The organism is Bacillus sp. BR3(2024), assembly GCF_039134555.1.
Classification (GTDB): domain Bacteria; phylum Bacillota; class Bacilli; order Bacillales; family Bacillaceae_G; genus Bacillus_A; species Bacillus_A cereus.
The window spans coordinates 2,820,859-2,834,270 of record NZ_CP152433.1 but is presented as its reverse complement, the minus strand read 5'-3'; the positions used below and the strand labels follow the sequence as shown (position 1 = coordinate 2,834,270).

Sequence of the window (13,412 nt, the reverse complement as noted above, 5' to 3'; positions counted from 1 at the left end):
ATACATACCGATATTTAATAAAGGAAAGAAAGGGAAAGTAACTATTGTTAGCTTTATGAGAATTGGGAACTAATAAAACATATGTAGGTTTTGGTATGGAAAAGGAAATAGTGTGTATTTAAATGAATGCAAAGTTTATGGAGGAACAATCATGTTGAATTATGGTGTGAAGATGAAAAAGTTGCTATTAGTGGCAGCTATAATAGTAAGCGTATTAAGTATGGAAAGTATGATGAATTATCATGCGGCCAAAGCTAAGGTGAAAAAAGTAGAACATCAGCCTAAAAATATAATTATGATGGTTATGGACGGAACGAGTTCAACGGCGACAACATTGGCTCGCTGGTATAAAGGGGCACCGCTTACGTTAGATCAAATTGTAACAGGAGGAGTTCGTACGTTTTCGGCGGAATCAGCTATTACAGACTCAGCGCCAGCAGCAACAGCATTAGCAACTGGAAATAAATCGAATTCAGGATATGTAGGCGTACTACCTTCTATTGTAAGTTCGCCTAGCTTAAAGCCAATAAAAGAAGAGGACAAGTTACGGCCGGTCGCAAACGTATTGGAAGGTGCAAAACGTACTGGCCGTGCAACTGGAATTGTTGCTACATCTGAAATTCAGCATGCTACTCCGGCGGGATTCTCGGCTCACCATGTCAATCGCAAGCAATTTGACGTAATTGCGAAGCAGCAAGTATATCAAAATATAGATGTCGTATTAGGCGGGGGAAAAGCGGCGCTGTTACCTATGAAAAGTAATGGAATCCGAAAAGATGGTGAAAATTTAGTAAAGGTGATTCAAAACAAAGGATACGATTTTGTTGAAACGAAAGATGCGTTATTGAACTCCAAATCTAATAAAATTTGGGGCTCTTTCTCACATCATGCTCTTGCGTTTGATACGGATCGTATAGCAACAAACCCAGAACAACCAACACTTTCTCAAATGACAGAAAAAGCAATTCAAACATTATCAAAAGATAAAGATGGTTTCTTTTTATTCATAGAAGGTAGTAAGCCTGATTGGGCAGCCCATGCTAATGATCCAATTGGGATGATTAGTGATATATTGGCATTTGATGAAGCGGTAGCAAAGGCGTTACAATTTGCGAAGAAAGATGGGGATACGATGCTCATCGCTTTAACTGATCATGGTAACAGCGGCATCTCTATAGGGAATAGGAATACGACAAAAGGATACAATACTACACCGGTTTCTGCATACATTGATCCATTGAAAAAGGCGAAAATGACACTTGAAGGAACTATAAATAAACTGAAATCTGATTTATCAAATGTAGAAGATGTAGCTAAACTATACGGTTTGGATAATCTAACTCATGATGAAAAAGAAAAATTAAAAGCGGCAAAAAAGAAAATGGATGTAGGACGAATTCTTACTACATTATTGGCTAATCGTGCAAATATCGGCTTTACGACAGGAGGACATACAGGTGAGGATGTATTCTTACATTCTTATGGACCTCAAAAACCAGAAGGCTTAATCCAAAATACAGACATTGCGAAGACGATGGCGAAAGCGATGGGCTTTAACTTAGAAGAAGTAACGAATAAAATATTTTTAGAGAGTGAACAAGCCTTTAAGAAGATCGGTGCAACTGTAACAGCCAACAAAACCGAAGGAGCAAACCCGTTACTCGTAGTAAAACATAATAAAGTAGAAGCACAATTATTTGGTAACAAAAATATAATTCGTATCAATGGTAAAGGGTATGAATTAAGAAGTATTATTGTAGAGAGTAATGGAAAGTGCTATGTACCAGAAGAAGCAATTCAACTATTTGTAAAGCATTCTCGTTAAAAAATTGCCAACCAGTTAAGCTAACTGGTGGCAATTTTTTGTGTTTATTCTAAATGCAAGTGTTCGAATTGTTTTGTAAAGTTTTCCATATGAGACTGGTATCAATGTTAAAGGGAAAGTATAGTTTTTTCTTACATTAAAAAATTTCGTTTTGTAGAATAAGAAGTTATACATATAGTAAAGTCTAATGGGTTATCAATTAATATTTACGAAAAATATATTAATACTTTAGAATTTCTTTAATGTTCATTATTTTTTATTTAAGGTTATCCGTTATATTTATAATGTGTTTATTTCAATTTATTGTATTGAAGCTCAGTTTTATATAATTATAAAGCAATCATCAAAATAAAATCTCCACTAGAGTAAATTTATTATTTTTTTGCGGAAATTATTATGCAGTTAAGAAAACTGTAATTTATTGAATTAGAAATATATTAGAATTTAGTTGAAGAAAGAGAGAGGGAATAAAATGAATATAGTGCACTTACGTCCTAAACAGCGGTCTAAGTATCGCATTATGCTAGGTAAGTGGTATTACTCTACAAAGAGGCACATTCAGTGGTTAGCAGACGGAAAAACATATGCAAAAAGGTTCCAACAAGAAAAGCTACCTTGTACAGCAATTCAGCACCAAACAATATTACTTCGTAAGCTTAAAGATGTAGATATGTGGTATCAACAGAATAAGGTTGTTAATTTGAAAATTGCTGTTAAAAAACTAAATGGTATCGTCATTAGACCGGGAGAAACATTTTCTTACTGGCGTTTAATAGGTAAGCCAACGAGGAAAAAAGGGTATGTAGAAGGTATGGTATTACACTACGGATCTTTTCAATCAGGTATTGGAGGAGGTCTTTGTCAGCTTTCAAATTTAATATATTGGATGACTCTACATACACCACTGACAGTAACCGAACGATATCGTCATAGCTTTGATGTCTTTCCTGATTCTAGGCGAACTCAACCGTTTGGGAGTGGGGCAACTTGTTCCTATAACTATTTGGATTTACAAATTAAAAATGAAACGGATCAACCGTATCAACTTCACCTTTATATGACAGATGAACATTTAGTTGGTGAATGGAGAACAGTCTATCCGCAACTTTATCAATATGAAGTGTATGAGAAAGAACACTCAATTCAACCTGCATACTGGGGCGGTTATATACGACATAATGTGATTCAACGTAAAGTATATAATCTACAGAAACAGTTAATAGAAGATCAATATGTAACAGAGAATCACGCTATAATGATGTACGAACCACTATTAGCTTGTAATAATGAGATTAGTGAGTAATATGGTAACCCATAGATTAAGTAGTATAGAAAATATTTAATTCTTATTTTTACTAAAAAAGTTCACTGTTATTTATAGGTGAGTTTGTTTTTCTATCTTATGTATTTCACCCTGCATAAAAAATATTTCTCAACATTTTATTTGTTGAAAAATATTGAATATTCGTATTATAACGAATATTATGTTGTTATCGGCAAAAAACGATAATTTGCAGACACTGGGGAGGAAATACATTGAAAAAGAAAAAGAAATTAAAACCATTAGCGGTATTAACAACAGCAGCAGTACTAAGTAGTACGTTTGCTTTTGGAGGTCACGCAGCGTATGCTGAGACACCAACATCATCTCTACCAATAGATGAGCACTTAATACCGGAGGAGCGTTTGGCTGAAGCCCTAAAACAACGGGGGGTAATTGATCAATCTGCATCGCAAGCTGAGACGTCAAAGGCTGTCGAAAAATATGTTGAGAAAAAGAAAGGGGAAAACCCTGGGAAAGAAATCTTAACAGGAGATAGTCTTACGCAAGAAGCTTCTGATTTTATGAAAAAAGTAAAAGATGCAAAAATGAAGGAAAATGAACAGGCGCAGCAGCCTGAAGTAGGCCCGGTAGCTGGACAAGGTGCAGCATTGAACCCTGGGAAATTAAATGGAAAAGTACCTACTACATCAGCGAAGCAAGAAGAATACAATGGAGCTGTTCGAAAAGATAAAGTACTTGTTTTACTTGTAGAATTTAGCGATTTTAAGCATAACAATATTGATCAAGAGCCAGGATACATGTATTCTAAAGACTTTAATCGTGAACATTATCAAAAAATGTTATTTGGTGATGAACCATTTACTTTATTTGATGGATCGAAGATTAACACATTTAAGCAATATTATGAAGAACAATCTGGTGGTAGCTACACAGTTGATGGGACTGTAACAGAATGGCTTACTGTTCCAGGAAAAGCATCAGATTATGGTGCTGATGCAGGTACTGGGCATGATAACAAGGGGCCTTTAGGACCAAAAGATTTTGTGAAAGAAGCATTAAAAGCAGCGGTAGCAAAAGGAGTCAATTTAGCAGACTATGACCAATTTGATCAATACGATCAAGATGGTGATGGAAATAAAAATGAGCCAGATGGCATTATTGATCATTTAATGGTTGTACATGCTGGCGTTGGTCAAGAAGCTGGCGGCGGTAAATTGAAAGATGATGCGATTTGGTCACATCGTTCAAAACTAGGTTCAAAACCATATGCAATTGATGGCACGAAATCTTCTGTTTCGAACTGGGGCGGAAAGATGGCTGCATATGATTATACAATCGAGCCTGAAGACGGGGCAGTTGGTGTGTTTGCACATGAGTATGGCCATGATTTAGGCTTACCAGATGAATATGATACAAAGTACTCAGGACAAGGTGAACCTGTTGAGTCATGGTCTATTATGAGTGGTGGTAGCTGGGCTGGAAAAATTGCAGGAACAGAGCCAACGAGTTTCTCACCACAAAATAAAGAATTTTTCCAAAAGAATATGAAGGGGAACTGGGCGAATATCCTTGAAGTAGATTATGACAAACTTAGCAAAGGAATCGGTGTTGCGACATATGTAGATCAAAGTACTACAAAATCTAAACGACCTGGAATCGTTCGTGTTAACTTGCCGGACAAAGATATAAAAAATATCGAATCAGCGTTTGGTAAGAAGTTCTATTACAGTACAAAAGGAAATGACATTCATACAACACTTGAGACACCAGTATTTGACTTAACAAATGCAAAGGATGCTAAGTTCGATTATAAGGCATTTTACGAACTTGAAGCGAAGTATGATTTCCTTGACGTATATGCGATTGCAGAAGATGGAACGAAGACACGCATTGATAGAATGGGCGAAAAAGATGTAAAAGGCGGCGCGGATACAACTGATGGTAAGTGGGTTGATAAATCATACGATTTAAGCCAATTCAAAGGAAAAAAAGTAAAACTGCAATTTGAGTACTTAACAGATATTGCAGTAGCTTATAAAGGGTTTGCGTTAGATAATGCAGCATTAACTGTAGATGGAAAAGTTGTTTTCTCTGATGATGCAGAAGGTCAGCCAGCAATGACGTTAAAAGGCTTTACTGTGTCTAACGGATTTGAACAGAAAAAACATAATTACTATGTAGAGTGGAGAAATTACGCTGGTTCTGACACTGCGTTACAACATGCACGTGGTCCAGTATTTAATACAGGAATGGTTGTATGGTATGCGGATCAAAGCTTTACAGATAACTGGGTAGGCGTTCATCCAGGTGAAGGGTTCTTAGGAGTAGTAGATTCTCATCCAGAGGCAATTGTAGGGACATTAAACGGACAACCTACTGTGAAGAGCAGTACGCGTTACCAAATTGCCGATGCGGCATTCTCATTTGATCAAACACCAGCATGGAAAGTAAATTCACCAACTCGCGGTATCTTCGATTATAAAGGATTACCAGGAGTGGCAAAATTTGATGATTCTAAGCAATACATCAACAGCATTATTCCTGATGCAGGACGTAAGTTACCGAAACTAGGACTGAAGTTTGAAGTGGTAGGCCAAGCTGAAGACAAGTCTGCAGGTGCAGTGTGGCTTCATCGATAAAATAAGGTAAAACGAAGAGGAGCTGCGATAAGTCGGTGAAACTGACTTATCGCAGCTTTTTTCTTCTTGTGAAAAAACTTGCTGTTTTTTTATGTACTTATTGGAAAAATTCGAAGTTTCTTTTATAAATAAAATACTCCGCCTGTCCAATTATAGAAGCTATTTTGGGCGTAAGTAATTTGTAAGTAATGAGTAAGAAAAAAGAGATTTTCATAGTATATAATATTTATTATAGCTACTTTTAACACCTGATACTAATAGTGTGCTATAATATGAATTAGCAACAAAAAGGAAAGGAATTAGAACAATGACCTTAGAAAATACTAAAAATTTAAAAAAACAAGTTGCTCCTTTTGAAAAATCAACGATTAAAAAAAGTGTTTGGCAACTGATCAACACAATCGTGCCATTTATTATTTTATGGTACCTTGCTTATAAAAGTTTGTCAGTTTCTTATTGGTTAACATTAGTTCCAGCACTGTTAGCCGCTGGATTTATGACAAGAATTTTCATTATTTTTCATGATTGCACCCATTATTCGTTCTTTAAAAGTCGACGTGCAAATAGAATAGTTGGAACGTGTATGGGTGTTTTAACATTATTCCCATTTGATCAGTGGGGGCATGAACATTCTATTCACCACGCTACGAGTGGTAATTTGGATAAGAGGGGTACAGGGGATATTTGGACGCTTACAGTTGATGAATATGTAGCTGCACCATTTAGACTTCGTTTAGCATATCGCTTATATCGCAATCCATTCGTTATGTTTGGATTAGGTCCGATTTATGTTTTCTTGCTTAAAAATAGATTTAACCGAAAAGGTGCAAGGCAGAAAGAACGTATGAATACTTATTTGACGAATATTATAATTGTTGCTGTAGTAGCTATACTTTGCTGGGCAATTGGGTGGCAATCGTTTCTGTTAGTACATGGTACTATATTCTTAATAGCAGGTTCAGTAGGGATTTGGCTGTTTTACGTACAGCACACATTTGAAGATTCTTATTTTGAAGAGGATAAAGATTGGGAATATGTGAAAGCGGCAGTGGAAGGAAGTTCTTTTTATAAGCTTCCTAAAATTTTGCAATTCTTAACTGGTAATATTGGATTCCATCATGTTCACCATTTAAGCCCAAGGGTACCTAACTATAAACTAGAAGAGGCACACAATAATACGCTTCCGTTAAAAAATGTACCAACGATTACGCTTGCTACAAGCTTACAATCACTACGTTTCCGTCTTTGGGATGAGAAAAGTAACAATTTTGTTAGCTTTAAAGATGTCAAAAATATAATTAAAAATAATGTTTCTGTTCGAGTGAAATCTGAACTATAATTGCATCGTATATAAAACTCCCCTTAATCATTTTCGATTTAAGGGGAGTTTGTGTTTAAAGAGTAGATGCCAGACCAGATAAGAGGAAAATTTACATAATTCAAATTGTAATTGAAGCAGATTAGGAATTGCTCGTACGTAAGTACAAATATAAGATGACAGTAAATGCATTATGTTAACAAATTCATAGTAAAAGGGGGGATCGTACAACATTATATCCAAAAATAAGAAAAGACTTGAACGAAAATTCCATTCATTTTTCTTGGTGTTCCGCATTCCATACACTTAAATAGGACGCATATTCTAATTCATCTGGATTCTCATGTAACATAGAAATGAATTCTAATTTGTTTCCATCACAATCTAGAAAGTATACACTTGCAGCAGGCATCCACCTTTGGACAATTGGCTCTTGATTTCCTTTTCCTTGACTTCCTATCACTGCTATTCCACGTTCCTCTAGCCACGCTTTAGAAGTCATTAAAAACTCTAAATTTACACCAAAAGCAAAATGTCTCGGCTCAAAGTCTTCAATGTTATGTACTTCCCATAGTCCAAGCATTTGTTGTTTATTTTCTCCGACCCAAAAGAAAGCCACTCTTCTTTTGGAGAGTTTTCTTGCTAACGTTAATCCTAGCTTGTTTTGATAGAAATTTATTGCCTTCTCTAAATTTCTTACATGTAAATGAGTTTCGTATATGTTCTGTATTATTATGATCATTCCTTTCTTTCTTTCTTTCTTTATTGGTAACTACCAATTCAATAGTGAATATAATTCTAAAGTTGAAATATGTATAAGCCTAGTAATGTACATCTATATCCGATATACCTATTTACTATTATATTGAAATTGGAATGTGATAAATCCCACTGAGGTAGTAAGTGTTTAAATGAACACTCTACTACTTTTGTAGGAAAGGGGATATATTCATTAAATTCAGATGAAATCATATTAAAATGATGAAAAAAGACCACACATGAAGTGAAACGCCATGTGTAGTCTTTTATGTATAGTCAAATATTACGAAGTCTCGCTAATTTTAGTTTCACTATGAGTGTTAGTAGAATTTCTTTTCTTAACTTTAAAGTGATAGTAAGTGTAGCAAAAGATGATAAATGGGACAGTGCAATAGATTCCAAGTCGTTGTTCTGGGATAAAAATAAGACTGATTAATATAATGCCATACAATCCAAAACCAAGAATTGGTACGAGTGGATAAAGTGGCGTTTTAAATTTTAAGTCTTCTAATTTTCCGCCGTCTGCTAAATAATGTTTGCGGAAAAAGAATTGAGAAACACAAATTGACATCCAAACAATAATGGTAATGACTCCGGAAATTGAAATGAGCCACAAGTAAACAGTTTCAGCAGCTACTACACTTGTCAAAAGAGAAAAAGCAGAAATAGCTATTGTCATGATTAAAGCGTTGAGAGGAATCCCACGTGATGATAATTTCTTTAAAAATGCTGGAGCCATTTCGTTTTTTGATAAAGACCAAAGCATTCGAGTAGCAGCGTATAGTCCTGAGTTTGCGACAGAAAGAACAGCAGTAAGAATAACAAAGTTCATAATATCAGCTGCATATGGAATACCGATATTATCAAAAACAGCAACGAATGGACTCTTTGTTAATCCAGCTTCTTCCCAAGGAATTAAAGCAACAAGAACAAAGATTGCTAAGACGAAGAAAAACATTGTGCGCCATATAATATTTCTAATAGAACGAGGTAAAGTTTTTGCTGGATCTTCACTTTCACCTGCTGCGATTCCGACAAGCTCTGTACCTTGGAAGGAATAATTGACTGTAACCATTGTTAATAGAATAGCTGCAAGTCCATTCGGAAATAAACCACCATGATTTACGAAATTTGAAAGAAGTGGAGCTGGTTCATCGCCTTTTAAATCAATAAAACCGAACATAGCGGCGCCACCAAGAATTATAAAAGCTATAATGGCAGATACTTTTATACTTGAAAACCAAAATTCTGTTTCTGCATAACTACGAGCAGATAATGCGTTAATAGTGAAGATGGTAACGCCAAATATTAAACACCAAACCCAAACAGGAATATCAGGAAACCAGCGCTGCATTGTAATACCGGCAGTTGTAAATTCAAGACCGGTCGTATTCGCCCAGCTTAACCAATACAACCATCCGATTGTAAAGCCAGTTGCAGGATTGATGAATTTAGTAGCATATTCCTGAAAAGAACCTGAAACAGGCATGGCTACAGCAAGTTCACCAAGACATAGCATAACGAAATACATTAATAATCCACCAGCAATAAAGGCAAGTACGGATCCACCAGGTCCAGCCTGACTTATAATAAAGCCAGATCCGTTAAATAACCCGGTTCCAATCACACCACCGAGTGCAATCATGAATAAGTGTCTACTTTTCATCGTACGTTTTAATTCATTGTTTGTATTGCTTACTTGCGCCATTGTTTTCCTCACTTTCGTAGTTGATAGAATAACGTTTGATGTTTTTCCGTATTATGGAATGTATTCCGTGATGTGAAATCTTGTTATAATTTCCAGATAATTAAAAAGAAAAGTCAATATTTTTTTGTTTGCGTTTTCAATTCGTTGTTAGTGATATGTTTTTATTGTTAGAAAATTAAATAAATAGATTGATTTCATTTCGAATGTTTGCTAAATTGATAGTTAATTAAGCGTACTAACATATTACGAGTAAAGTTGAGGCGAGTTATGGTACAGTCCATTGATCGAGCGATAAGTATTATTAAATTATTGAATTCTACAAATGAAAAAGAGTATTGGGCTATTTCTGATATAGCTGATGGAACACATCTCCCGGTTAGTACAGTACATAGATTACTTAACTCTCTAATGGAGCATGGGTTAGTTACACAAATTACAGAGACAAAACAGTACAAAATTGGACCAATGTGGATGGAAATAGGGTTGCGTCAATTGGAGAAGGTAGACTATAGATCTGTTGCAAGAGAAGTGATGAAACGTTTGGCTTCTGAAGTGGAAGAAAGTGTCTATTTGAATATTCCAAACGGAACACATTCTATTATCATTGAAAGAATTGATAGTCCTTTAAAAATTCGAGTTATCGATAATCTAGGAGAACAAATTCCACTTTCAATTGGTGCTGCAAATAAAACGATGCTTGCCAATATGAAAACGAATGAAATGGAACATATTGTAGAGTATTTACTTCCTTCATTACCAGAACAAAAGCAAATTCTTCTTAATCAAATAAAGCAAATAAAAAATGAAGGATATGCTGTCAGTTATGGTGAAAAAACAGAAGGGACAGCTTCAGTAGCTGCACCTATTATCGGATTTAATCATAAAGTAGTAGGAGCATTAAGTGTTGGGTTAATTAGTCATCGTATTAATGATGATCGACTATCTTTTCTTATTAGCAAGGTAAAACAAGCGGCTCATGAAATATCAATAAAAATCGGCAGTACATCAGAACTATAATTTTGATAGCTGTCGTCATTTTTTATTCATATACTGGAATTAGTTTTCATAATGCGGAAAATAGGGGGATTTATATGTCAAAGTGGCAATCAAAAGAACAATTGGTTCAATTATTAAGCAGTCTTGTTGAAATTCCTAGTATTACCGGTTCAGAAGCTGAAGTAATATTGCCAGACTTTGTTGTGGAACAATTATCTGACTTACAGTATTTCAAACAAAACCCGCACCATTTGCAAAAAAATCCGACAGGGGACGGACGATATTTTGTTACAGCACTAGTAAAGAAAAGCGATAGTACAAAAAATACTGTAATTCTAGTAAGTCACTTTGATGTTGTAGATGTACAAGATTACGGAATGTGGAAAGAAGATGCATTTAATCCTAAAAAGTTAACATCTATGTTTTATTCTCATAAAGATGAACTTCCAGACCATGTACGTGAAGATATAGAACATGGAGAATGGCTGTTTGGTAGAGGAACAATGGATATGAAATGCGGCCTCGTATTACAAATGGCAATGATTGAGCAAGCTTGCGAAGAAAGATTTGATGGGAATGTTCTTTTATTGGCTGTACCAGATGAAGAAGTAAACTCTGTAGGGATGAGAGCTGCTGTTCCAAGATTACTAGAGTTAGCAAGAGAACATGATTTAGAGTATAAAACGGTACTAAACTCAGAGCCTATGTTTTCAAGACATCCTGGTGACCAAAATAAGTATATTTACACTGGCTCTATTGGTAAAGTGTTACCTGGTTTTCTTTGCTACGGAAAAGAGACACATGTAGGTGAACCTTTTGCAGGGTTAAATGGGAGTTATATGGCTTCATTAATAACAGCAGAATTAGAGTTAAACACAGACCTTTGTGATATTGTAGAAGGGGAAGCGAGTCCTCCGCCAACTAACTTACTTCAAAGGGACTTAAAAGAGGATTATTCTGTACAAATTCCGCATCGTGCAGTTACATTATTTAATTTGTTTTTATTAGAAAAATCAATGACAGATGTAGTTTCATTGTTACGTCAAAAAGTAACGAAAGTAGCAGAGAAAATAGAAGAGTCGTATGAAAAACATGCATATCGTTTTTCTAAATATAATCCATTTATACCACCTAATCTCAAAGTAAATGTATTAACTTATGAAGAGCTTATCACATATGCAATTGAGCAACATGGACGAGAAAAAATAAATCATATTCAATCTAATATTATAAAAAATAGAGGAGATAAAGATGATCGTGCGGTAACCATTGATTTAGTAGATAAATTAGCGATTTTATGTAAAGAAAAGGCACCGATGATTGTACTTTTCTTCGCTCCGCCGTACTATCCAGCTGTGAGTTCACGCAACAATCCTTTAATAAAAGAGGTAGTTGTAGAAATGGAAAAGTATGCACACTACAATCATAAAATTACATTTGAAAACCAAAATTATTTTGGGGGGATTTCAGATTTAAGTTATGTAGGCTTGCAGTATCCACTGGATTCAATGAGTTCGCTTGTAGACAATATGCCATTATGGGATAAAGGTTATTCAATTCCGCTTCAGGAATTAGAAGAGTTTGATGTTCCAGTATTAAATATGGGGCCGGTAGGAAAAGATGCACATCAATGGACAGAACGTCTAGATGTAAACTACGCATTTGAAACGCTATTAGATATGTTACCGAAGTGCATTGAAAAATTATTAGTTTCTAATAAAATTACACAATCATAGTAGGGAATAGGTAAGGGATAAAACAGAACCTGTAAAGAAGATTTGAATGAAATTATTTTAATATAATTAAAACTGAAACGGCCAAACTCAATTATATATGAGTTTGGCCGTTTATCATGTAGTGAATTTCTAATTAAATTCATATGAATTCATAGCTAACGCGATCTCTTTTACAGTTTTACTTTTTAGTTTGACCAGATAGTTCAACAGACTTTTGCGTACAACGCTGCATAGCTGAAATAATCGCTGTTCTCAGTCCTTTTTCCTCCAATGTTGCTACAGCTTCTATTGTCGTTCCGCCAGGAGAACAAACCATATCTTTCAATTCACCTGGATGTATTCCTGTTTCTAGTACCATTTTTGCAGAGCCTAACACAGCTTGAGCAGCGAATTTATATGCTTGATTTCTTGGCATACCATCTAGTACAGCAGCATCTGCCATCGCTTCTATAATCATATATACATAAGCTGGTGAAGAACCACTTACGGATGTGACAACATCCATTAATTTTTCACTTACGATCTCTGTTTGACCAAAACTATTGAAAATGTTTAGTACATCTTCTAAATCTTTTTCTGTCACCATTTCATTCGGGCATAATGCAGACATTCCTTCTCCAACAAGAGCAGGAGTATTAGGCATTACCCTTACAACCTTTACTTTTTTATTAAAGGCATTTTCAGTACTTTCAATACTTTTCCCAGCAGCGATCGTAACGATGATAGCATCGTTTTTGATTATTTCTTTTATTTCATTAATTATTGACGCGTATAGGTCTGGTTTGATTGATAAAATTAAAATATCAGCATTTTTAGCTACTTCATTGTTGTCGGTAGTTGTAGTTAGCCCATATTTTTCACTAGCATTTTTTAAATTAGCAGTGTTTAAATCTGAACAAATAATTTGATTTGAAGACACTATATTTTTGTTTATCATTCCGCCAATCATAGCCATTCCCATATTTCCGCAACCGATGAATCCAATTTGTTTATCCATAATAACTCAATCTTGCTCCTTTTATAATCAATTATATCGGTTTGATATTATTTTCTTAGAATAAGAATAACATCCCTGTGCAATATAAAGAAACATTCTAAGAGAATATATTCCTTTTTGCAACACTAAAAGATAAAAATTAATTATAT

At 35.0% G+C, this 13,412-nt stretch carries 9 protein-coding genes; 6 read left to right on the top strand and 3 right to left on the bottom strand.

What is annotated here, in order from left to right; all coding sequences use genetic code 11:
- Positions 1-151: 151 nt before the first annotated feature.
- The 4 genes from V7S45_RS14675 (at position 152) to V7S45_RS14660 (ending at position 7,088) form a co-directional block, all read left to right on the top strand.
- Positions 152-1,825, top strand: coding sequence for an alkaline phosphatase (locus tag V7S45_RS14675; protein ID WP_000935912.1), 1,674 nt, complete (start codon positions 152-154; stop codon positions 1,823-1,825).
- 472 nt (positions 1,826-2,297) lie between these two features.
- Complete coding sequence (locus V7S45_RS14670) at positions 2,298-3,128, top strand: VanW family protein (protein ID WP_001028236.1); 831 nt, start codon at positions 2,298-2,300, stop codon at positions 3,126-3,128.
- 233 nt (positions 3,129-3,361) lie between these two features.
- Positions 3,362-5,749, top strand: a complete 2,388-nt coding sequence (locus V7S45_RS14665; protein WP_025687455.1) for an immune inhibitor A domain-containing protein — start codon at positions 3,362-3,364, stop codon at positions 5,747-5,749.
- Positions 5,750-6,056: 307 nt separating this feature from the next.
- The gene (locus V7S45_RS14660) at positions 6,057-7,088 is read left to right on the top strand and encodes a fatty acid desaturase (RefSeq protein WP_000171504.1); all 1,032 of its coding nucleotides are present in this window, start codon (positions 6,057-6,059) and stop codon (positions 7,086-7,088) included.
- A 253-nt stretch (positions 7,089-7,341) separates the two neighbouring features.
- Here the strand turns inward: V7S45_RS14660 and V7S45_RS14655 are convergent, their stop codons facing one another.
- Complete coding sequence (locus V7S45_RS14655) at positions 7,342-7,800, bottom strand: VOC family protein (protein ID WP_025687456.1); 459 nt, start codon at positions 7,798-7,800, stop codon at positions 7,342-7,344.
- Positions 7,801-8,109: 309 nt separating this feature from the next.
- Complete coding sequence (locus V7S45_RS14650) at positions 8,110-9,534, bottom strand: amino acid permease (RefSeq protein ID WP_000079991.1); 1,425 nt, start codon at positions 9,532-9,534, stop codon at positions 8,110-8,112.
- Between the two features lie 267 nt (positions 9,535-9,801).
- On the opposite strand from V7S45_RS14650, the gene V7S45_RS14645 reads away from it, so the two are divergent.
- Both V7S45_RS14645 and V7S45_RS14640 read left to right on the top strand, forming a co-directional pair.
- Positions 9,802-10,551, top strand: a complete 750-nt coding sequence (locus V7S45_RS14645; RefSeq protein ID WP_000250758.1) for an IclR family transcriptional regulator — start codon at positions 9,802-9,804, stop codon at positions 10,549-10,551.
- Between the two features lie 74 nt (positions 10,552-10,625).
- Positions 10,626-12,266, top strand: coding sequence for a M20 family metallopeptidase (locus V7S45_RS14640; protein WP_025687457.1), 1,641 nt, complete (start codon positions 10,626-10,628; stop codon positions 12,264-12,266).
- A 178-nt stretch (positions 12,267-12,444) separates the two neighbouring features.
- On the opposite strand, the gene proC is transcribed toward V7S45_RS14640, so the two are convergent.
- A complete protein-coding gene (proC, locus tag V7S45_RS14635; RefSeq protein ID WP_000360723.1) occupies positions 12,445-13,263 on the bottom strand; it encodes a pyrroline-5-carboxylate reductase in 819 nt (272 codons plus the stop codon).
- Positions 13,264-13,412: the final 149 nt, after the last annotated feature.

Excerpts from the sequence above, each read along its gene's own strand:
- V7S45_RS14660 (WP_000171504.1), top strand. The coding sequence starts at position 6,057 with ATGACCTTAGAAAATACTAAAAATTTAAAAAAACAAGTTGCTCCTTTT.
- V7S45_RS14675 (WP_000935912.1), top strand. The coding sequence starts at position 152 with ATGTTGAATTATGGTGTGAAGATGAAAAAGTTGCTATTAGTGGCAGCT.
- proC (WP_000360723.1), bottom strand. The coding sequence starts at position 13,263 with ATGGATAAACAAATTGGATTCATCGGTTGCGGAAATATGGGAATGGCT.
- V7S45_RS14650 (WP_000079991.1), bottom strand. The coding sequence starts at position 9,534 with ATGGCGCAAGTAAGCAATACAAACAATGAATTAAAACGTACGATGAAA.
- V7S45_RS14640 (WP_025687457.1), top strand. The coding sequence starts at position 10,626 with ATGTCAAAGTGGCAATCAAAAGAACAATTGGTTCAATTATTAAGCAGT.
- V7S45_RS14645 (WP_000250758.1), top strand. The coding sequence starts at position 9,802 with ATGGTACAGTCCATTGATCGAGCGATAAGTATTATTAAATTATTGAAT.
- V7S45_RS14670 (WP_001028236.1), top strand. The coding sequence starts at position 2,298 with ATGAATATAGTGCACTTACGTCCTAAACAGCGGTCTAAGTATCGCATT.